The 21,491-nt window shown below is 41.9% G+C and carries 18 protein-coding genes; 4 read left to right on the top strand and 14 right to left on the bottom strand.

The features are described 5' to 3' along the window. Positions 1-177 precede the first annotated feature (177 nt). A complete protein-coding gene (locus tag HMPREF1505_RS06555) occupies positions 178-870 on the top strand; it encodes an alpha/beta hydrolase (protein WP_036923812.1) in 693 nt (230 codons plus the stop codon). 116 nt (positions 871-986) lie between these two features. Here the strand turns inward: HMPREF1505_RS06555 and HMPREF1505_RS06550 are convergent, their stop codons facing one another. Further along, positions 987-1,853 (bottom strand): DUF3298 and DUF4163 domain-containing protein, encoded by an 867-nt coding sequence (locus tag HMPREF1505_RS06550; RefSeq protein ID WP_013264045.1) that lies wholly within the window; start codon positions 1,851-1,853, stop codon positions 987-989. 218 nt (positions 1,854-2,071) lie between these two features. Here HMPREF1505_RS06550 and HMPREF1505_RS06545 point away from each other — a divergent pair, with 218 nt between their 5' ends. Beyond that, positions 2,072-3,016, top strand: coding sequence for a Gfo/Idh/MocA family protein (locus HMPREF1505_RS06545; RefSeq protein ID WP_036923810.1), 945 nt, complete (start codon positions 2,072-2,074; stop codon positions 3,014-3,016). A gap of 228 nt (positions 3,017-3,244) precedes the next feature. On the opposite strand, the gene HMPREF1505_RS06540 is transcribed toward HMPREF1505_RS06545, so the two are convergent. Beyond that, a complete protein-coding gene (locus tag HMPREF1505_RS06540; RefSeq protein ID WP_036923809.1) occupies positions 3,245-4,516 on the bottom strand; it encodes an O-acetylhomoserine aminocarboxypropyltransferase/cysteine synthase family protein in 1,272 nt (423 codons plus the stop codon). Positions 4,517-4,680: 164 nt separating this feature from the next. On the opposite strand from HMPREF1505_RS06540, the gene HMPREF1505_RS06535 reads away from it, so the two are divergent. Then, entirely contained in the window at positions 4,681-5,160 is a 480-nt protein-coding gene (locus HMPREF1505_RS06535; RefSeq protein WP_036866854.1) for an Lrp/AsnC family transcriptional regulator, read from the top strand. Between the two features lie 312 nt (positions 5,161-5,472). On the opposite strand, the gene HMPREF1505_RS06530 is transcribed toward HMPREF1505_RS06535, so the two are convergent. Continuing rightward, positions 5,473-7,182 (bottom strand): Na/Pi cotransporter family protein, encoded by a 1,710-nt coding sequence (locus HMPREF1505_RS06530; RefSeq protein ID WP_036923808.1) that lies wholly within the window; start codon positions 7,180-7,182, stop codon positions 5,473-5,475. Positions 7,183-7,295: 113 nt separating this feature from the next. Here HMPREF1505_RS06530 and HMPREF1505_RS06525 point away from each other — a divergent pair, with 113 nt between their 5' ends. After that, positions 7,296-8,963, top strand: coding sequence for a nucleoside kinase (locus tag HMPREF1505_RS06525; protein ID WP_197017505.1), 1,668 nt, complete (start codon positions 7,296-7,298; stop codon positions 8,961-8,963). A gap of 762 nt (positions 8,964-9,725) precedes the next feature. On the opposite strand, the gene HMPREF1505_RS06520 is transcribed toward HMPREF1505_RS06525, so the two are convergent. The 11 genes from HMPREF1505_RS06520 to HMPREF1505_RS06470 all read right to left on the bottom strand — a co-directional run bounded on the left by HMPREF1505_RS06520 (position 9,726) and on the right by HMPREF1505_RS06470 (position 21,458). Next, entirely contained in the window at positions 9,726-10,691 is a 966-nt protein-coding gene (locus HMPREF1505_RS06520; protein WP_036923807.1) for a hypothetical protein, read from the bottom strand. 226 nt (positions 10,692-10,917) lie between these two features. Then, positions 10,918-12,405, bottom strand: a complete 1,488-nt coding sequence (gene cysS / locus HMPREF1505_RS06515; RefSeq protein WP_036923806.1) for a cysteine--tRNA ligase — start codon at positions 12,403-12,405, stop codon at positions 10,918-10,920. Positions 12,406-12,544: 139 nt separating this feature from the next. Continuing rightward, positions 12,545-12,745, bottom strand: coding sequence for a DUF4250 domain-containing protein (locus HMPREF1505_RS06510; protein WP_036923805.1), 201 nt, complete (start codon positions 12,743-12,745; stop codon positions 12,545-12,547). Between the two features lie 27 nt (positions 12,746-12,772). After that, a complete protein-coding gene (locus HMPREF1505_RS06505; protein ID WP_036923804.1) occupies positions 12,773-13,252 on the bottom strand; it encodes a cytidine deaminase in 480 nt (159 codons plus the stop codon). 90 nt (positions 13,253-13,342) lie between these two features. Beyond that, entirely contained in the window at positions 13,343-14,809 is a 1,467-nt protein-coding gene (locus HMPREF1505_RS06500) for a hypothetical protein (RefSeq protein ID WP_051412336.1), read from the bottom strand. Positions 14,810-14,869: 60 nt separating this feature from the next. Beyond that, entirely contained in the window at positions 14,870-15,709 is an 840-nt protein-coding gene (gene murI / locus HMPREF1505_RS06495; RefSeq protein ID WP_013263977.1) for a glutamate racemase, read from the bottom strand. 148 nt (positions 15,710-15,857) lie between these two features. After that, positions 15,858-16,373 carry an OmpH family outer membrane protein gene (locus tag HMPREF1505_RS06490; RefSeq protein WP_036923803.1) on the bottom strand — a complete coding sequence of 172 codons (516 nt, stop codon included), beginning with the start codon at positions 16,371-16,373 and terminating at the stop codon, positions 15,858-15,860. A gap of 344 nt (positions 16,374-16,717) precedes the next feature. Continuing rightward, entirely contained in the window at positions 16,718-17,221 is a 504-nt protein-coding gene (locus HMPREF1505_RS06485) for an OmpH family outer membrane protein (RefSeq protein WP_004359086.1), read from the bottom strand. Between the two features lie 136 nt (positions 17,222-17,357). Beyond that, positions 17,358-17,903 carry an OmpH family outer membrane protein gene (locus HMPREF1505_RS06480; RefSeq protein WP_044045934.1) on the bottom strand — a complete coding sequence of 182 codons (546 nt, stop codon included), beginning with the start codon at positions 17,901-17,903 and terminating at the stop codon, positions 17,358-17,360. Positions 17,904-18,077: 174 nt separating this feature from the next. After that, the gene (locus HMPREF1505_RS06475; RefSeq protein ID WP_036923801.1) at positions 18,078-20,693 is read right to left on the bottom strand and encodes an outer membrane protein assembly factor; all 2,616 of its coding nucleotides are present in this window, start codon (positions 20,691-20,693) and stop codon (positions 18,078-18,080) included. Between the two features lie 12 nt (positions 20,694-20,705). Beyond that, the gene (locus tag HMPREF1505_RS06470; protein ID WP_036923800.1) at positions 20,706-21,458 is read right to left on the bottom strand and encodes an isoprenyl transferase; all 753 of its coding nucleotides are present in this window, start codon (positions 21,456-21,458) and stop codon (positions 20,706-20,708) included. Between the last annotated feature and the right edge of the window lie 33 nt (positions 21,459-21,491).

Raw genomic sequence — 21,491 nt, 5'->3', positions numbered from 1 at the left:
CTTGCCAGGTGGCTTGTTTTGTAAAGCGGATGCAAAGGTATACAGAATTTCCGTTCCCACCAAATGTTTTGAAGATTATTTTTTCAAGAAATGAACTTTTTTATTTAAAATTGACCCAAATCAACTAATTTGCTTAAAAATGATTATTTTTGCACCCTAAAATAAGATTTAAAAAGAATGAGACATAAAAAGGAGATTGTTAAGATTGGAGAGCATACTTGCATCCTACATAGCGAAGAAAACGTAAAGTTTTTCATTATTCAACCCGTTGACAGTAATGACACAGAGGAGTTGGAGCGACAAATCACCTATATAGAAGACAACTCGCAGACACCATTCATACATATTGCTGTTCGTATAAATAAATGGAATGCCGAGCTAACCCCTTGGCCTGCTCCCCCTGTATTTGGAAAGGTTCCCTTTGGTGATGGCGCTCATTCCACCTTATTATATATATTAGAACAACTTATCCCGACCTTAAAGACACAATTTGCTTTAGAGCTCAACAAAAGCAATACCATCTTAGGAGGATATTCATTAGCAGGCCTTTTTAGTCTTTGGGTAAGTTATAAACAGAATGTTCCTTTCCATGGAATTGTCTCAGCATCCCCTTCAGCATGGTATACAGGTTGGTTAGACTATGCCAACTCCCACCAGCCACAAGTAGAACACGCATATCTCAGCCTTGGCGACAAAGAAGAGAAAACAAAAACAAAAATGATGTCAACTATCAGTAAAGACATCCTTCGCCAAGAACAAATATTCAAAGATAAAGGTGTCAATTGTAAGATGGAATGGAATGAAGGCAACCATTTCCAAGACAACGGAGTCAGAATTGCAAAAGGATTTGTCTGGTTGATGCACCAATAAAAACACTGACTATTCCCTTCAAAAGAGAGAATAGTCAGTGAAAAGGGCTAATGAAAAGTCATTTCTCAACTTCAAAGCCAAATATAATTCAATCCAACTTACAGAATTAAGAAAGTTTATTTAATCCCCGCAAGGCGTCTTGCCTCAGGCGAAAGGAACTTTCCTATCTTCTTATAAGGAACAGTAAAGGTAGGCATTCCGATAGCATAAGCACCAATCTCATAGAATCCATAGATAAACACCACACCCTCTGGAGAAAGATAAACACCATTTCCTGGTAATGGGATAATACCATTCTCAAGAGAAAGCCCATCCATATCTTCCTTTACACGGCTTTCAACATCATTCTCTTTTTCATACCACCCTCTGAAATAGCTTTCAACACCAGTTCTAAGGATAGGTTGAAGTGCTTTTATATCCTTCGGACTCAATACATTCCGCAGCATAACACCCGTCTTCTTGTCGAAAGTAGCCCCATATTCTGAAGCCATTCCATGCGCACCACCTGAATATGTGTAAAAAGAAGAATAGTACGTAACATAACGTTCCGTTTCATTTAGCTTCATTATAAACTTAGAAATTTCTGGTTTCCAAGCCACATCTGGGTCATCAATTTCATCTAAAGTTTTGCTTATACTCTTATAAGCATTCTTAGCATAGTAGTTTATCATTCCCTTACCATCTGCAATATTGCTATAAGGTTTAGACTCTACGCCCTCATCACTATAGTCATCTCCAATCCATACCAACTCAGACGAGAGGTAAGCACGGAGAGAATCGACCAGTGGTTGAGGACCAGACACAGGGAAGGAATAAGCAAGATCAACGTCACCCTTCTTTGTACTATAAGACTTACCAATAGAATCAACCACCAATGGTACGTCTTTCTTTTTTACAACAGAGTCAGCTATCAAAGAAGGAGAGGTCACAGAGTCCTTCACTTTCTCCGCAGCTGATACCTTCTCACCTTTGCATCCAGCCATAGTAGTTATAAACAAAAGAGATGCTAAAAGGAATGAAAAATTTTTATTATTCATATCAACTAATGCTTGTTAAGAGACAACAAAAATAGTCATTTCCCCTTTTATTTCCAAAACATTCCCTACTTTTGTTGTATAAGGAAAGTAACAAAGCACATTCTATAGGCTTATCCCATAGAAAATTAGTCCATAGAACATGCTCTTAAAAAGCTATAGAAAAGATGAAGATTAGTATTGTAGGGACAGGGATGATAGCTACAGAAGTTATCTCACTACTCAAGACAGAAGTCAAAGGGATAGAAATCACCAGTATATTCTCACATAGCAATGAGGAAAAAGCAGAACTTCTTGCGAAGATGAATCATATTGGACGTATATATACCGACTATGCTCAATTACTAAAAGAAGACAAAGCTGACTTCGTTTATATCGCTTTAGTCAACAATGTCCATTACGAATTTACACGTATGGCATTAGAAGCTGGTAGGAATGTAATTGTAGAAAAGCCTTTCACCCTCACGATTGCCGAAGCAGAAGAGCTTGCAACAATGGCACGAGAAAGAAAGCTCTACCTCTTTGAAGCTATCTCTCCACTCCATACACCTAACTTCCGCATGGTCAAAGATAGCCTAAAGAAGATTGGTCCCATCCACTTTGTGCAGTGTAATTTCTCACAATATTCAAGTAAGTACGAACGCTATTTACAGGGTGATATTGCCCCTGCATTCAACCCTGAATTAGGAGGTGGTGCACTGAACGACCTCAATGTCTACAATATCAATATTGTCATCGGTCTTTTCGGACAACCTACCGCAACACAATATTTTGCTAACCGAGGTCACAATGGCATTGATACCTCAGGTGTAATGGTTCTCTCCTATCCTACGATGACCGCGACCTGTACCGCAGCAAAGGATTCAAGTAGTCCATCATTCATTCTCATACAAGGAGAAAAAGGGTGGATACACATCCCAACACCCGCCAACGAGTTTGGTAGTGTAGAAATCATGAAACAAGGAAAACTAACCAGCTATCGCCGTAACGCCTATGAAAGCCGTCTTGCCCATGAGTTTATGGACTTCAAAGATGTATGGGAAAAGAAGGATTACAAGCAGATGGAAGAATGGCTTGAAAGGTCAGTGGAAGTAGTGAGGGTGATGAGGTAAAAAAGCCTCACCCCCAAAAGCCTCACCCCCAAAAAGCCTCACCCCCAACCCCTCTCCGAAAGGAAAAAGAAAGGAGCCTCACCCCCGACCCCTCTCCGAAAGGAGAGGGGAGTAATTACTGAAAAGGGGGGTAAGGAATGAACTGTTTACGGGGAAGGGTTTTATAAAATTATAAAATAAAAAAGGGCACTCAGTTATTGGGTGTCCTTTTTTATATCATTTTTTGAATTACTTCAAAGCTTGTTCAATGTCTGCGATGATGTCATCAACATTCTCAATACCAACAGAAAGACGGATTAAGTCTGGTGCTACTCCAGCCTCACGGAGTTGTTCGTCTGTCAACTGGCGGTGAGTATGACTTGCCGGATGCAGAACACAAGTACGTGCATCAGCTACGTGAGTGACGATAGAAACAAAGTCTAAGCTATCAATAAACTTGATGGCGTCTTCTCGTGAACCCTTCAAACCAAAGGCTATGACACCACATGAACCATTTGGAAGATACTTCTGTCCCAAAGCATAATACTTATTTGAAGGAAGACCACAATAGTTCACCCATGCCACCTTCTCATTCTTTTCCAACCACTCAGCTACCTTCTGTGCATTATCACAATGCTGCCTCATACGAAGGTGTAAGGTCTCAAGACCAATATTAAGCAGATATGAATTCTGCGGTGCAGGAATACTTCCAAGGTCTCTCATCAACTGAGTAACGAGCTTCGTTATATATGCCAATTTACCAAACGACTTCGTATAAATGAGTCCATGATAACTCTCATCAGGAGTGGTCAATCCTTGGAACTTCTCACTATATGCTTCCCAATCAAAGTTACCAGAATCGACAACAACACCACCAACCTGTGAGGCATGTCCATCCATATACTTTGTCGTAGAATGAGTGACGATATCACAACCCCACTCAAAAGGACGACAGTTGATTGGTGTAGCAAATGTATTGTCAACTATCAGTGGTACACCATGCTTATGAGCTATTCCTGCAAAGCGTTCGATGTCAAATACCTTACCTCCTGGGTTAGAAATCGTCTCACCAAAGAAACATTTTGTATTTGGTTGAAAGGCTGCCTCAATCTTTTCATCATCCCACTCAGGATCAATGAAGGTACACTCAATGCCCAACTTCTTCAGTGTTACACCAAAGAGATTATACGTTCCGCCATAGATTGTGTTAGAAGTCACTAAATGGTCGCCTGCTCCACAAATATTAATGATAGCATAGAAGTTAGCAGCCTGACCCGAAGAAGTCAGTACAGCACCAACGCCACCTTCAAGGGCTGCAATCTTCTTGGCTACAGCATCATTGGTAGGATTAGCCAAACGAGTATAGAAATAACCGCTATCCTCCAAGTCAAACAAACGTGCCATTTGCTCACTGGTCTCATATCTAAAAGTTGTACTCTGATAAATGGGTAGCTGCTGAGGTTCACCTTTCTTAGGTTGCCAACCACCATGAATACATATAGTTTCAAGATTCCTTTTCATATCTTTATTTGCTTTATTGTTTTTATTCTTGAGTTCGATTGCAAAGATATAACAAAACCATTTACTATCAAAATTTACTGTATAATTCAGAAAAATATACTATCTTTACCCCATATTCCCAACAAACAGTAGAATAATATTCTGCAAAAACAAAATATATCGAAATGAATAATAATGAGACTTTAGATGAAACCGACCGTAAAATCCTACGTATTCTACAGCGCAACTCCGATCTTACGGTAAAAGAATTAGCTGCAAAACTCCACCTTTCAACCTCTCCCACGTTTGAGCGACAGAAGCGATTGGAGCGTGATGGCTATATAGAAAGATACATGGCGGTTGTGAATCCTCATAAGGTTGGCAATGGCATTATGGTTTTATGTAATATCAGACTGAAACAACACTCTCAAGAACTCATACAAGAGTTTATGGACGTTGTGCAGAATCTTGAGGAAATAACAGAGTGTTATAACACCAGTGGTGACTACGATTTTCTTATTAAAGTATATGCGCATGACATGAAAAGCTATCAACAATTCATGCTCAACACGCTTGGTACGATTAATTGTATAGGAAGTCTGCATAGTATCTTCGTTATTGACGAAACAAAGAATACACATGGAGTACCCATCTCTATGCTTTGAGTTGTGAGGAGTTAATGGCTTATCTAAATCGGCAATGATGTCCTTAACTGGTCTTTCGGTCCCTAATAGTTATCGTGCGGACGCTCCGCACATGTTGTGTTGATGGTGAACACATGTTGTGCGAATGGCGAACACCAAATGTGTTGAAGATTAAATGAACTGCTCTATGTGGTTAATGAAAGTGCAACCGAATGTTAGAACCCGTCAAGTGGTGATACTATAAGCATTCAAGAGATGGAAGTCATGATATAGTAAAGGCAAGGACACACATTGATGCCCCTGCCTTTATCTTGTTTAATCATACTCAAAATTTTATGCGTCTTGCTGTCGAACACCCATACGAGCCTCAACAACATTGACTACATAGTCGCCTAATTTCTCGCACTCCTGAATGATGTCCATGTACATTGTTCCTACTGCATAGGTGTACTTATGGTCGTTCACATCGTTGATATTCTGCGAGCGTAACTGATTGCGGTAGTTATTAATCTCGGTCTCAATATTGAACGAACGGTTCACATCGTTGTCCTGACGGTGACCAACAAGAATACGATTCATCTGTGTCAGAGCATCGTCTGTCAACTCAAACATCTGATGCATGTGGTCATACTGCTCCTGTGTGAAGTCTTCCTTACTATTGATAAGACGGCTGCAAGTACGAGCAATGTTATAACAAGCATCTCCGATACTCTCCAACTCAGAGATTTCACGAAGCATAGAGCGTACCTTCTCCTTGGTTTCATCACTCAGGTGAGCATTAGAAACTTGGTCGAGATACTTCGCAATCTCTATCTCCATATTATCAGAAATACCTTCATACTTCTCAATACGACTATAGAGTTTGGTGAATTTATCTGTATCTTTCTCGCCAAGTAGCTCACGAACCATACCGAACATACGCTGAATACGCTCAGCAAACGACTTTATCTCCTTTGAAGCCTCAAGCACTGAAAGCTCCGGAGTCTTCATGATACCAACCTGAATAAAGTGCAGACGAAACTCGTCTTCGTCCTTGTTTGCCTTTGGTTTGATAATAATGCAGACAAGCTTCTCTAAATACTTGATTGGTCCAACGAGGATAGCTGTGTTGGCAAGGTTGAAGGTTGTGTGGAAAGCAGCAAGCACAAAACTTAGCTTAGCAGCATTAGCAGCAAAGCCAGGCGCGCCCTTTGGCATATTTACATCATAACCCACCCAATCGCATACCATATTGATAAAAGGATGGAAAACACATAATACCCAGAGAACACCAAAGACATTGAATACCATGTGAGCCATAGCAGCTCGGCGAGCCTGTGTGTTTGCTGTCAAAGCAGCGAGGTTTGAGGTTACAGTTGTACCAATATTTTCACCCATTACGAGTGCAATACCCTGATAAATAGGCAATACTCCCGTTGAACAAAGAATCATCGTGATAGCCATAATAGCGGCAGAACTCTGCACACACATGGTCAGCACACTACCGATAAGTAGGAAAACGATAGTTGTTACGAAGCTTTGTGGGTCAAAATGACTAAAGAAATCGAGTACAGCCTGATTGTGCGCAAGGTCCATATCGATACCTGTCTGACGTAGGGTTCCCAATCCCAAGAACATAAATGAGATACCAAAGAGGAAGTCACCAATGAGTTTACGTCTCTTAGAGTAGATCAGTACGATACCAATAAAGAAGGCTGGCCATACAAAATCAGTAATGTTAAACGAGAAACCAGCCGACATAATCCATGCCGTCAGCGTCGTTCCAATGTTCGCTCCCATGATAACAGAGATGGCTTGCACCAATGTCAGCAATCCAGCATTCACAAAACTGACTGTCATTACAGTAGTTGCAGTTGACGACTGTACGGCAGCTGTGATGAATGTACCCGTAAGAATACCCGTAAAACGATTAGTTGTCATTGCACCAAGGATGTGGCGCAACTGCGGACCTGCCATTTTCTGCAGTGCCTCACTCATTGCCTTCATTCCGAACATCAGCAAAGCTAATGCACCAATGAGCTTAAAGAAAATCCAAATCGACATATAATAACTTAATTTGTGATGTCTGTTTCTTGGATATTTGCAAAACTTTCCCTAACTTTACAATCCTATTTACCAAAGGACAATATTGTTCCCTGACATAATTTTAACCATCAATGATTATGAGACAAGTACTGCATATCCGTTGCAAAAATAATAAAAAAACTCAAGAAGTCCCAATTGGAAGTACACTTTCTGACATTTATAAAGAAATTAATCTTCAAATGCCTTATGGACCAGTGAGTGCGAAAGTAAACAATAAGGTGGAAGGACTCCATTATCGTGTCTATCATAATAAGGACATAGAGTTTCTCAACCTGCTTTCACCATCAGGTATTCGCACTTACACCCGCTCGCTCTTCTTAGTGCTTTGCAAGGCTGTTCACGACCTCTACCCCACCAGTTCTGTAGTCATAGACATCCCTGTTTCAAATGGTTACTACTGTAACTTAAAGCTCGGACATGAGATTACAACAGAGGATGTTGACCGTATCCGTACACGAATGCAGGAGATTATCGACGCTAAGATGCCTATCCAGCGTTACGAAACAACAACCGAGGAGGCTGTAAAGATGTTCACTGAATTAGGTGACATTCAAAAGGCTAAACTCCTTAAAAGCAGCGGTAGCCTTTATTGTGTCTATTATGTGCTTGACGATTATAAGGATTATTACTATGGCTCGATGCTTACCAACACGAGTCAACTTCATCTCTTTGGGTTGGAGCCTTACTTTGATGGAGTCCTCTTGCGCATTCCTTCTACACAAGACCCTTCTAAATTAGGTGAATTGATACGTCAAGACAAGATGTTCGAGGTGTTCAAAGAGCATCATAGATGGCAGAGTATCTTAGGCATTAAGACGGTGGGCGACTTCAATGAAGCGGTAAAGAATGGACAGGCAACCGACCTTATTAACGTCAGTGAGGCTCTGCAAGAAAAGAAGATATCGCAGATTGCCGATACGATTGCTGCACGAAAAGAGATAAAGGTAGTACTCATAGCTGGTCCATCTTCGAGTGGTAAGACAACTTTCTGCAAACGTCTTTCTGTCCAACTATTAGCAAGTGGTGTGAAACCAGTACAGATTTCCTTAGATGACTACTTCGTTAACAGGACTGAAACACCAAAAGATGAGAACGGAGAACTTGATTACGAGAGTATCTATGCACTGAATATTCCACTTATCAATGAGCAGTTTAATGCACTTTTCCGTGGTGAAGAGGTGGAACTACCAAAGTATAATTTCCAAACTGGAATGAGTGAAAAGAGCGGTAAAAAACTGCATCTTGGAGAGAACAACATACTACTTGTGGAAGGTATTCATGCGCTCAACCCTGCACTGACAGAGCAGATTGCAGACGACAAGAAGTTTAAAATATACGCATCTGCCCTCACTACGATCCTGTTAGACGACCATAACTATATCCCAACAACCGACAATCGACTACTTCGTCGTATTGTTCGCGATTACAAATATCGTGGTTGTTCTGCACAAGAAACAATCCACCGCTGGCCAAGTGTACGTGCTGGTGAGAACAAGTGGATTTTCCCTTATCAAGAGCAGGCGGATGTAATGTTCAACACAGCCCTCCTCTTTGAGCTTGCCGTTATCAAACCGCAGGCGGAAGAGGTATTGGAACAAGTGCCAGAGAACTGTGAGGAATATGCTGAAGCCTATCGCCTGCGCAAGTTCCTCAAGTATTTTGCACCACTACCTTTCCGCAATCTCCCTCCAACCTCCCTACTCAGAGAGTTCTTAGGAGGTAGTTCATTTAAGTATTAGATACGCTTCTAACATATAAAAGGTGCGCCTTTGACTCTCAAAAGTGCACCTTTTATTTTATTAGCTATCATCAGTTTCTCATTGTTCATTGACCTTAGCACACAAAGAGACAAAGCTATTACTTTATTTTACGTTCCAACACTTTCAGCAAATCAAGAGGGTGTCTCTTCATATCTTTCAGTGAGAATCCATAACTCTGCAAGTACTCATCCATCTTTGGGAAACAACCTAATGTTAGTTACTTTTACGTAATACAACTCTTTTCTGACATTAAATTAATTCCACATTAATAGCCTATTGCGAGGTGTTTAGCCATCCGCACCATTCGTGCGAACCAACAACACCATTCGTGCGAACCAACAACACGACACGTGGGTATAACAACAGTACCTCTAAAGATGAGAAAAAGGAGACATTATGTTCATTATAACGAATATAATAAACTGCAAAACAAGGTAACTTTACTCAGTTTTAAAATGCAAAAAGCAAAGGCATAAAAAGGTAAAAACCAAACTCTAAAACTTAGAAACTAATCTTTACTGATTTACTTTCATACAAAGAAGAAATTATTTTCACGAGAAGAAGAAATTATTTTCACGAGAAGAAGAATTTATTTTCATGAAAAGAAATATTTTTCTTCATGAAAATAATTCGGAAAACAGATTTATTATACTTCTAACACATACTGTCACATTTGTAAAAATGGCATTTACGACACATTAAAAGGCTCCGTCTCCTATCTTACTCAGACCTACTCTGTCACTATCCTTCAATAGTTACCGGCTCAATATCGTCCGATGGTTCTATATCTGGGTCTGTTGTACCATATTGCATAATATAATAATGACCGTCTCGCTTTCCCACCTTCACGTAATATCCTTCGTAAGGAGCAGCACCATCTGGCACTATAAAGTACCCCTCTCCTTCTTTATCTGCAATAATGGAATAGACTGGGGAACTTGAAAGATAATCAATATTAGGACCATCCAGCCAGTCAATTAGGTAATTACCAGAGTACTCACTTTTATAAACTCCTGCTCCTGCTTTCACAAACTTCTCGCAGAGATATTTTCTATAAGCAGGTGCATTGAGGTCAATCGTCAGATTCAGGGAAAGATAAGAACGGATAAAAGCCTTAAGAAAAGCAATTTCATCTTTTGGATGTTCGTCCATCTTCACAAGTTTCTTGTAAATATCTGCGTCCGAGAACTCCGTAGCTTGCCCATATTGATAGGCAAAACCAATCTTTCTTTGCCCATCTTTGTCAGTTACCATACGAAAAGCAAGATTACAATCACGCTTTCGTTTATGGTCATATAGCTGTATACTGTACCAGCCTTCACCCACAGACCTTATCTTTAAATCGTCTAATGACCATCGTAGATCTTTGTTATCATCTAATGGAAATAAAGGTAAATAGGTCATTCCATCTCGATAACACAGTTTATCAATCAAAGTCTGTGTGAGAAACCTACGCTCTTCATGGACAGAAATATCCTGACCATTTGCTCTTTTAAGATAGAGACGATAATAATCTCTGATGACATTTATGTCTTTTGTCGTGTCATTTACAACAGCTTTCGGCTGTACGAAAACAACTGAATCCGAGTCTTTTTCAATCGTTACTGGCTTAGCGGTCTGCTTAGAAGGAAGCAACCAAAAGAATAAGCCAAGCCCTACCAGCACGGTTATCAAGCAAGAAAGGAGAAGAGTCTTTGTTCGTTTCATATTACTTAGGCGGTTATTATCACCCTAATAATTGAATAAAAAATAAGGATAGATATTCCTAATACACTGCACATTACCGCTAACACATACTAAGAATATCTATCCTTATAGGAATGAATACGAGCGACACACCGTTTAGGGCTCACTCTTTATCCTTTTATTTACCGCTTACTCCACTGACAAACAGCGTTTATGCTCATCAAAGAAGAAATCAGAAGTTTCCAGTTTATCGGTCAAGTTTCCACGTAACACCGTCCTTGGTGTCCTTAACTTGGAAGCCAGCCTCAGCAAGAGCATCACGAATCTGGTCGCTAACAGCCCAATTCTTCTCTGCTTTTGCCTTTGCACGAAGGTCGAGTACCATATCAACCACCTTGCCGTAAGCCTCCTCACGGGCATCGTTATTGGCTCCACGCTCATTCTGAAGACCAAGGATATCAAAGGCAAAAAGCTGCATTGCCTCAGTAAGTTCCTTAAGGTCGTCGGCTGAAATCTGCGCCTTATGGTCGATGAGAATGTTCACCAAGTGGCAAGCCTCAAAGAGAGTTGAGATGACAGCAGGGGTCATCAAGTCGTCGTTCATTGCATCATAGCACTTCTGACGGAAGCCTGCAACAAACTTCTTTGTATTCTCGTCTGACGCTGCAGCAGGCTGAATGCGTGCCAAATCCTCAATACCATTCATCAAACGTTCGTAGCCCTTCTCAGCAGCCTGTAGTGCCTCGTTAGAGAAATCTACTGTTCCACGATAGTGAGCAGAGAGGATGAAGAAACGAATTGTCATTGGAGAGTAAGCCTGTGTTAGCGTGTCATGCTCGCCAGTAAAGAACTGTTCAAGCGTAATAAAGTTGCCAAGTGACTTGCCCATCTTCTGTCCGTTGATGGTAATCATATTGTTGTGCATCCAATACTTCACCATTTCATCACCTTGTGAGGCTACAGCTTGCGCAATCTCGCACTCATGGTGAGGGAAGATAAGGTCCATACCGCCACCGTGGATATCGAAGTGATCACCCAAATACTTGCGTCCCATCGCTGTACACTCGCAGTGCCAACCAGGGAAACCATCGCTCCAAGGAGATGGCCAACGCATGATATGCTCTGGCATAGCACGTTTCCAAAGGGCAAAGTCAATCTGATTACGCTTCTCACCAACGCCTGCCAACTCACGAGAATTGTTTATCATGTCGGTGATGTTACGACCAGAAAGAACGCCATAGTGGTGGTCTTTATCGTATTTCTCTACATCAAAGTAGATACTTCCATTGCTTTCATAGGCATAGCCGTTGGCAAGAATCTGATTTACTAACTCTTCTTGCTCTATGATATGACCAGTTGCATGTGGTTCGATGCTTGGTGGAAGAACATTGAGCGAACGCATAGCATCGTGATAGCGATTGGTACAGTGCTGCGCAATCTCCATTGGCTCCAACTGCTCAAGACGTGCCTTCTTCTCAATCTTGTCATCACCTTCGTCAGCATCATGCTCCAAATGGCCCACGTCCGTGATGTTACGAACATAACGAACCTTGTACCCTATGTGTTTAAGATAGCGGAAAAGAATATCAAAGGTGATAGCAGGACGTGCGTGTCCGAGGTGTGGATCGCCATAAACAGTTGGTCCACAGACATACATTCCTACGTTAGGAGCTGCAATCGGTTGGAAGAGTTCCTTCTTACGATGCAGTGTATTGTAAATTACTAAGTCTTGCATAATGCCGTTGTTTATATCTTAATGATGCAAAATTACAAAATAATTATCATCTGCACCACTGTTGTTCTAACTTTTTATGAGCTATGTTTAGGGCAAAGGCTTATTAGGACTATTGGTCTTATTAGCCTAATTAGCCAACCTATTCATCAAAGCCTATTGGACGAAACTGATGCTGTTCCTCGCTATAGACATAGCCTGCTTCACGCAAGTTGGCTTTGAGCTTATCTATATCTTCATTGAAATTGTAACAAAGTGACTCTAAAGAATCAAACTCTTCATCACGTAGTAGCATGTTAACACTGCTTACTAATATTGCTGGGTCTTTTGGTAAATACTCCATTATTACTATTTATTGAAAACGAAAGGGCTACTTCATGGATTCTCCTAAGAACTGGAGAGGCAAGAGGTCCTTTACACTATTGATAACATATATGCCTGCCGTACCATAAAGAAGGATACGAATAGGCTGTTTATAACGGTCTTCTATTTCTAAAATAACTTGTCGACAGGCTCCACAAGGCACTATCGGGTCTCGCATCAAACCATACTCATTGGCTGCAGCAATAGCAAGTGTGGTCACAGCTTGGTCTGGATAAACAGACTGAGCAGCAAAGATTGCTGAGCGCTCAGCACATAAGCCTGATGGAAAAGCAGCATTCTCCTGATTGGCCCCAATAACTTCTGTACCATTAGCAAGCAACAACGCTGCGCCAACACGGAAGCGACTATAAGGAGAATAACTATTACCAGTTGCCTCCACAGCTCTTTGAATAAGGTGCTGATCAGCCTTCGAGAGTTCATTTTGTTGGCAAAAACCTATCTTGATGCTTATGTCTATTGTTTTCATTGTTGATATTTATTATTGGTGGTGGGGGATATTGGGCTAATAAGCCTAATTAGGCTAATAGGGCTAATAAGGAAAATAAGCCTAATAACCTTAATTAGCAATCAGCTCATAACAGCCGATATCTGGTTTATTATCACGCAGCTTACCATCATGATCAGTTGCAAAACGAGTATCGCCAAGGGCAAGTCCTGCATCAATAGCAGGATATTTCTCTCCTTTTTCAGCCTTCTTTAGATGGAAATCATACTTCTGTTTGTCGCCATCTACAAGTACAAACTGCTTTGAACCACCATCTGGATAATCCTTACTATTCTCCCAAATGACATCTGTGAAGTTTGCTAACAAAGCCGAATCCTTAGGTTTTGGCGTACGAAGAATGCAATTATAGAAGTGATAATTGGCTGTTACACCCTCCTTGTTATTGCCCATAAACACATCATCGGCATAGCCTGTCACAAGCGAATTGACAACATGGAAGGTCTGAAGGGGATAGTCTTTATCACCAATATGATTACCAAAGCTCAACGCTGCACCACGATTACTATCGAAAGGATAGAACTGTGCGAAGGTACAATGTGTCAAAATCACCTCTCCACCCACAAAGGCAGCACAGTCCATCAGCGTGTTAGAGAACTGAGAGTTATAAGCAACAACCTTACTGTTTATCGCTTGTAAACCATAGCCCTGACAGTTATGAACAGTAGAGTTAGCAATCGTCAACTTCGTACGTGCCGTCGTTGCAGTATCGCAGAGAATACCATTATAGGTTGAATGGATATCCGTATGCGTAAGAACATTATCGTAACTGTCCTTGTGAAAGCGTACTCCCTGCCACTGACCACTGACACGATCGTAAGGAAGATACTTAAACATCTTATCCAATCGGTCGCCACGAAGGGTCACAGGATTGTCTGCTGTGCCTTCACAACGGAGTGTTCCATAAACATCAAGGGCAGCCTTCTGAGAGAAGTAAACGGTTGTTCCGGCAGGAATTGTCAGTGTAGCACCAGCCTCCACCTTCAATGTATCTTGGAAAACAATCGGTTTTGTACTGGTCAAAGTAGTATTGGATGTTATCTTACGACCCTTTACCAACTCCGCATCCCAGCTGTAGACACGTAGGTTTACCTTCTGTTGTACACCACTTTCGAGCGTAAACAAAAGGTTGTCCACTACCTCTTGCGGTGTTGTGGCATTGTTAAAAGGTGATGTCATCTCAACGAATACCTGAATACTATCCTTGTTGCGCACTTCCAAATCGCCTACTTGATAGCCGTTAACAGCCGAGAGTTCCACACCATCTACATTCACACGGAAACCCGTTTGATTACCTTGTGCCAGACGTACATTGGTTAATCGCAATCCATCACCCGACTTATTATACACCCAGAAAATCTTAGTAGATGTAGGAACGTTGGAGAATGTGGTGTCAAGTCGTAGTGTGTCAGTTGAGAAAGAGAGCAGATTGCTCCGTGATGTTGTGAAAGTATCATCATCAGAGCAGGCTGCCATAATCATGACAACTGACAGAAAAAACAATATAGATAACTTTTTCATTTTTTACTCTTTAGTTCTTATCTAACGACTCAACAGGCTGTTTTATTGTCCGTTTCGGGCTTATTCCAAGTCTACATGCTCCACATTAACCTGCTCATGCAGGAAGATACGTGCCGTTTCTTTGAACTTTTCGGGATTTTCTGTGGTGTAATACTTCACTGTGGCATTCTTCGTACAACGTGCATCCATATCTGGATGGCGACGGAAATAGTCTTGCAGACTCTCTGCTACATACTCTCCTTGTGGTACGATACGCACTCCACGTGGTACATGCTTCAGTATCTTCGGCATGAGAATAGGATAATGCGTACAACCAAGGATGAGCGTATCAATCTCTGGATCAAGTCGCATGATATGGTCGATACGCTTCTTTACGAAGTAATCAGCACCGGGACTATCTGCTTCATTGTTCTCAATGATTGGCACCCACAGCGGACAAGGAACCCCCGTTACCTTTACATCCTCCCACAACTTTTGTATTTCAAGGTTATAACTATCACTCTTAATAGTTCCTTCAGTTGCCAACACACCTACATGTCGTGAGCGGGTAAGCTTGCCAATAACCTCTGCCGTAGGGCGAATTACACCCAACACGCGCCTATCTGGGTCAAGATTGGGCAAGTCATTCTGCTGAATCGTACGGAGCGCTTTGGCAGATGCGGTGTTACAACCTAAGATAACCAACTGGCAACCGAGGTCGAAGAGTTTCATTACAGCCTGACGTGTGAACTGATAAACAACATCAAAGGAGCGTGAACCATATGGAGCACGCGCATTATCGCCCAAATAAAGATAGTCATACTCTGGGAGCAGCTGACGAATACCATGCAGAATGGTTAGTCCACCATACCCAGAATCAAAAATACCGATAGGTCCCGGCTGTTTAGAATACTTTGTCATTAGTCTTTTTAAATACAATTAATCGTCGTCCGATATCACCACATACAGAGTGGTGCGGACGCTCCGCACATCATGTGCGGATGCCCAGCACGCTTTGTGCTAAGCATCAACACCACCCATGCAAAGCCTTTTCTGTGGGTAAAGTCTTTTATTTCAAAGCAGCTATCAAAGCCTCTGTAACATCTTCTCCCATCGCAGTATTAACGAATGGGACACTATTGTTATCTGCATTCAGAATGAAAGCGTAACCGCTTTCCTTACCCATCTGACGTACAGCGTTGTTTAACTTTGCGCGAACAGGTGCATAGATATCTTCTTCTGCCTTCTTCAACAGACGCTCAGATTCCTTACGAAAGGCGATGTTGCGGTCCATCAGTTCCTCTAACTCAGCCTGACGCTTGCGAAGAATAGATGGTTCCAACTTGCGCTGTACGTCGAGGAAGTCTTCGTAACGGCTATTGAAATCCTCTACTGAACGCTTTGTCTCGGCATCATACTTTGCCTTAAGGTCGTTATAACTGCGTGTAGCTGTGGCATAGTCAGCCATTGCATGAAGCACCTTATCATAGCTAAAGTATGCAAACTTAAATGCTGGAACACTCTGTTGTGCCATTGCCAAGAGCGGCAAAAGCATGAAAACAAAGGAAAAGAATAGTTTTTTCATTATCTCTTTTATTATCTCTTCAATATATAAACAAAAATGAGGTCATCGCAAGAACATATATCCGTGCGGTGACCTCACCCTTTTTCTTCTCTAAAATAGTGTTAGTCCATTGATTGGAGAGGCTCATCTCCTACCCCATTGACCGTCTTTTCGGAATTCGTTTCATGAAGATAAATATTTCTTTTCACGTAAATAATTTCTTTTTATCATGAAAATAAATCCGAGTCATCATCATAATGCACTCTTAAAGACGAGCTAAAGTAGGAATTATTACCTATCTCAAAGACTTAAAAGACCGCTAAATCAAGGAGAATCAACTACGGGGCAAAGGCACCCGCAATGTTTTACTTCATCTTAGCCAACTGAGCCTTTACCTCTGCAGTGATATCCTTGCTGAGTGCCTCGTTGATATACAATGGCTGACCAGCTGCCTTCTCCATGATGTAAACATAGTTACCTGCCTTAGCAACAGCTGCAATAGCGTTACGAACCTTCTCAAGGACAGGGCCGAGTTGCTTCTGCTGCTCCTCATTGAAAGCCTTCTGGTTGTCCTGAGCAGTCTGCTGGATTTTGTTGTACATATCCTGCAAGCTCTTCTCGGTCTCAGCCTGCTTTGTAGCATTCATTGTGCTCTTAGACTTGTCATAAGCCTCTGCCTGACGCTGCAACTCTGACTGCATGTCTTCAATCTGCTTCTGATACTCCTTACCCTTAGCCTCGAGCTTACTCTGAACAGCTGTAGCCTCTGGCAGTGACTGGAGGAGAGCCTGTGAGTCAAGGTGACCAAACTTCTGTGCGAACAATGTCATTGGTGCGCAAAGCATCAACATCAAAAATAACTTCTTCATTTCTTTTTATTGTTTAATTGTTTATTAATTTACTTTTTATCTGCGGTGATAACACTTCTAACTTATCCAGTGTGACTATAATTTCTATAGTAGATAGGCTTCCTAAGAAGGATAGTTTACTTAGCACAAAGACTACTTACTGATAAGAATATCCCAACTTCTGCAGTACCTCATTACTGATATCCACCTTTGGCGAACCATAGATAATACCAGCGGCATTGCTTGAACGGTCGATAACTAAACTGTAACCGCGCTGGTCTGAGATATCCTTTACTGCGTTATAAATCTCGTCCTGTATAGGAGTAATCAGACTGGTACGCTTCTTAAAGAGCTCGCCTTCTGGACCGAAGTACTTACGCTTGAGGTCGGATGCCTGCTTTTCCTTAGCCATAATCGCTTCTTGTCTCTTCTTTTTCTGGTCCTGAGAAAGGAAGACTACCTCATTCTGATAATTCTTATACATGGTAGAAGCCTCTGTGTTGAGTGCCTCAACCTCAGCCTGCCACTTCTTACTTACCTGATTCAACTGCTCGTTTGCACGCTCGTAAGCTGGCACATTCTTGAGGATATACTCCATGTCAATCAGTGCAAACTTCTGTGCTGAAGCTGTTAAAGGTAAAAGAGTAAAAAGGTAAAGAGGTAAAACGTATCGCAATACACTCTTAAAAATATTCTTCTTCATCTCTTTATAATTCATAATTCATAATTCATAATTATGATTACCGATACTCACTTAATTTATTGCTGCAAGCAACTCGTTCACTCGTCAACTAAACTAAAACTCTTGTCCACTTCGCAAGTAACTTGTCAACTTGTTCACTTGTCTACTCGTCAACTTGTCTACTCGTCAACTAAACTAAAACTCCTGTCCAAGGATAAAGTGGAACTGGCTGCCGCCCTTTGTTCCAAATACCTTGTCGAAACCATAAGCCCAGTCGATACCCATCATACCCACCATTGGGAGGAAGATACGAACACCAAGACCAGCAGAACGCTTCATGTCAAATGGATTGAACTTACTTGTCTCTGTCCATGCGTTACCAGCCTCTACGAATCCAAGACCATAAATGGTTGTATTACCCAAGAGGAATGGATAGCGAAGCTCCAATGACATACGGCTGTAAGCATAGCCCTCGGCACCATATGGAGTGAGTGAACCATTCTCGTAACCACGAAGACCGATTGTCTCCTCAGCGTAACCAGTAGAGTATCCACTCATACCATCACCACCCATGTAGTAGGTTTCAAACGGACTTTTCTTGTTTTTATTGTAACTTCCCAACAAACCGAACTCAACACGAGTCATCAAGACGAAACATTTCTGACCACTTGTGAGGGCTGTAAAGGTACGAGCCTTGAACTTCCACTTATGATACTCCACCCAACGATACTTCTCCTGCTGCTCCTGTGAGTAGGTTGGAGAGTTACGGTCGGTTGCCAAGTGCGCATAGTCCTTATGATCCCACTTAGACCATGGCGGAGTAATCGTCAATGATACCGAGAAGTCAGAACCACGACGTGGGAAGAGTTGGTTGTCTGTTGACGTACGATTAAGCGCAATGTTAAGGTTCAAGTTGTTCGCTGAACCATTCGACATAATGAAGTAACGCCAGTTGCGCAACATATAACGCTGGTACTGAAGCTGGAGAGACAAGGTGAAATAGTCATCAGGCCAGCTAAGACGCTTACCCCAACCAGCATAGACACTCAAGAGTTTCACATACTTGTCTGGGTCATAATAGTTCTCGTAGCTATTGTAATTGTAGTTACCATAACCGTAACGATAGTTGTTATAGTTATTCATGTAACCACTGTTATAATAGTTGCTTGATACGTCTGTCTGCTTTGAATACGACATACCCACGCTGAACTGGATAGGACGCTTACCTCCCAACCAGTTGGTTGAGTACTGTGCATTGTATGACTGGTAGTAAGTACCGTTGGTCTGTGCACCTAATGAGAGTGTCTCACCATCACCGATAGGCAAGATACCACGATGCTCACGGTTTCTACGGAAGAGGTTTGCCATAGAGAAGTTATTCAACTTCAAACCGACACGACCAATAACACCCGTCTGACCCCAACCAAGTGAAAGTTCAACCTGGTCGTTTGACTTCTGCTTGAGGTTATAGTTGATATCTACAGTACCGTCCTCTTCGTTTGCAACAGGCTCTGGATTAATTGCTTCTGGGTCGAAGTGTCCCATTGAAGCCAACTCACGTGCAGAACGCATAAGTGCTTCCTTAGAGAAGAGATCGCCTGGCTTTGTACGCAACTCACGACGAACAACATTCTCGTAAAGGCGGTCATTACCATTAATAACCACACGCTTGATTCGTGCCTGCTGACCTTCAACGATACGCATCTCAAGGTCAATAGAGTCACCAACTACATTTATCTCTATTGGGTCAAGTCTATGAAAGAGATAACCATTATTCCAATAAGCATTCCTCACAGCATCCTCATCTTGTGAAAGACGCTTATTCAAGTAAGTCTGGTTGTACACGTCACCCTTCTTCATGTCAAGTAGACGTGACAGATAATCTGTTGAGTAAACAGTATTACCTACCCATTTGATGTTACGGATATAATATTTCTTACCCTCATCTACCTTTACATAGATATCTACATGCTTTGGATCAACGTTCCATACACTATCCTTCACAATCATAGCATCACGATATCCATACTCGTTGTACTTTGTAATAAGATTCTTCTTATCCTCAGCCCAACGCTCAGGAGTGAACTTCTTTGACTTTAAGATGTTTGCAAGCTTACCAGCCTCATGGGTTTTAGCAAAGGCACCCTTGCTAAACAGGGTTCCTTTAATCTTCTTTTCGCCCAACTGGTTGTCGCCATCAATGATGATAGAGCGCACCTTCAGTTTCTCCTTCTTATCTACATCGATATCAAGGATAACCTGATTCTTAGCTGCAACATCGTCACGCTGACGAATGAAGACCTCTGCATTCTTGTAACCCTTGTCTTCAAAGTACTTCTTTGCAAGTATCTTCGCACGGTCAATCATGTTAGGCGTAATCTGTCCACCCTTCAAAAGACCGAGTTTCTTTTCCATATCCTCACGCTCTGTCTTCTTCAGTCCATTATAGTTAATGGTGGAAATACGAGGACGTGGCGCGAGATGTATCTTCAAATAGATATTATCTCCCACAATTGAGTCAGCCGAAATGGAAACATCTGAGAAGAGTCCATGCTTCCAGTAACGCTTCACAGCATCTGTGATAGCGGTACCCGGGACCTCCAACTCCTGCCCAACAGTGAGTCCTGAGATACCAGTGAGGACATAATCCTCATAGCCCTCGATACCAGTAACGGTCAGTCCTGCCAACTTGTAAGTCTTAGGAGTACCTGAATATGTGATATCTGGGTTTACAATCTTCTGCTGTGCACTCATCGTGAGCGTAACTCCAGAGAGTGCAAGGAGCATCAACACCTTATTTATTTTAGTCATCTATCGCGTAACTTAATTGTTTTCGTTTTCTTCTACTTGTTTCTCAGTCTTTCCAAAGCGACGCTGTCTACTCTGGAAACTCGCAATGGCTTTCTGCAAATCCTGCTCATTGAAGTCAGGCCAATAGGTATCACAGAAATACAGCTCAGAGTAAGCTATCTGCCATAAGAGGTAATTGGAGATGCGAAGCTCGCCACCCGTTCTAATCAAGAGGTCTGGGTCAGGCATAAAGTTTGTCTCTAAATGCTCGCCAATCACCTCTTCTGTAATCGTTTCTGGGCGCAAAGGTTCAGAGCTGTTAGCCTGATGCTCTGCAACAATCTCCCTCATTGCTTTGGCTATCTCCCAACGTGCACTGTAGCTAAGCGCCACAATCATTGTCATTGCAGAGTTCTTCGCTGTGTGCTCTTCAGTCTCACGCAACTTCTTCTGCACTTCTTCTGGCAGACGTGCCATGTCACCAATAACACGGAAACGCACATTATTCTTCATGAAGATTTCATCTTCCAAAGACGTAAGCACAAGTCCCATCAATGCAGCAATCTCATCCGTAGGACGATTCCAGTTCTCTGTTGAGAAGGTATAGAGTGTGAGAAACTTCACACCCAATCGTACACATTCTGATGTTATGCGACGAACGGTATCTACTCCTGCTTGATGTCCGTAGGAGCGTGGCTTATTGCGTTCGGTTGCCCAACGTCCATTACCATCCATTGTAATGGCAATATGCTGGGGTATTCGTGTCATATCTAATTCTTCTGCCATATCTTTTGAAGAGATAAACCTATGTTTTGTTCT

This window comes from Prevotella sp. ICM33 (genome assembly GCF_000517825.1).
GTDB classification, from domain to species: domain Bacteria; phylum Bacteroidota; class Bacteroidia; order Bacteroidales; family Bacteroidaceae; genus Prevotella; species Prevotella melaninogenica.
The sequence above is the reverse complement of the archived record's forward strand: the minus strand, read 5'-3'. Positions and strand labels throughout refer to the sequence as shown.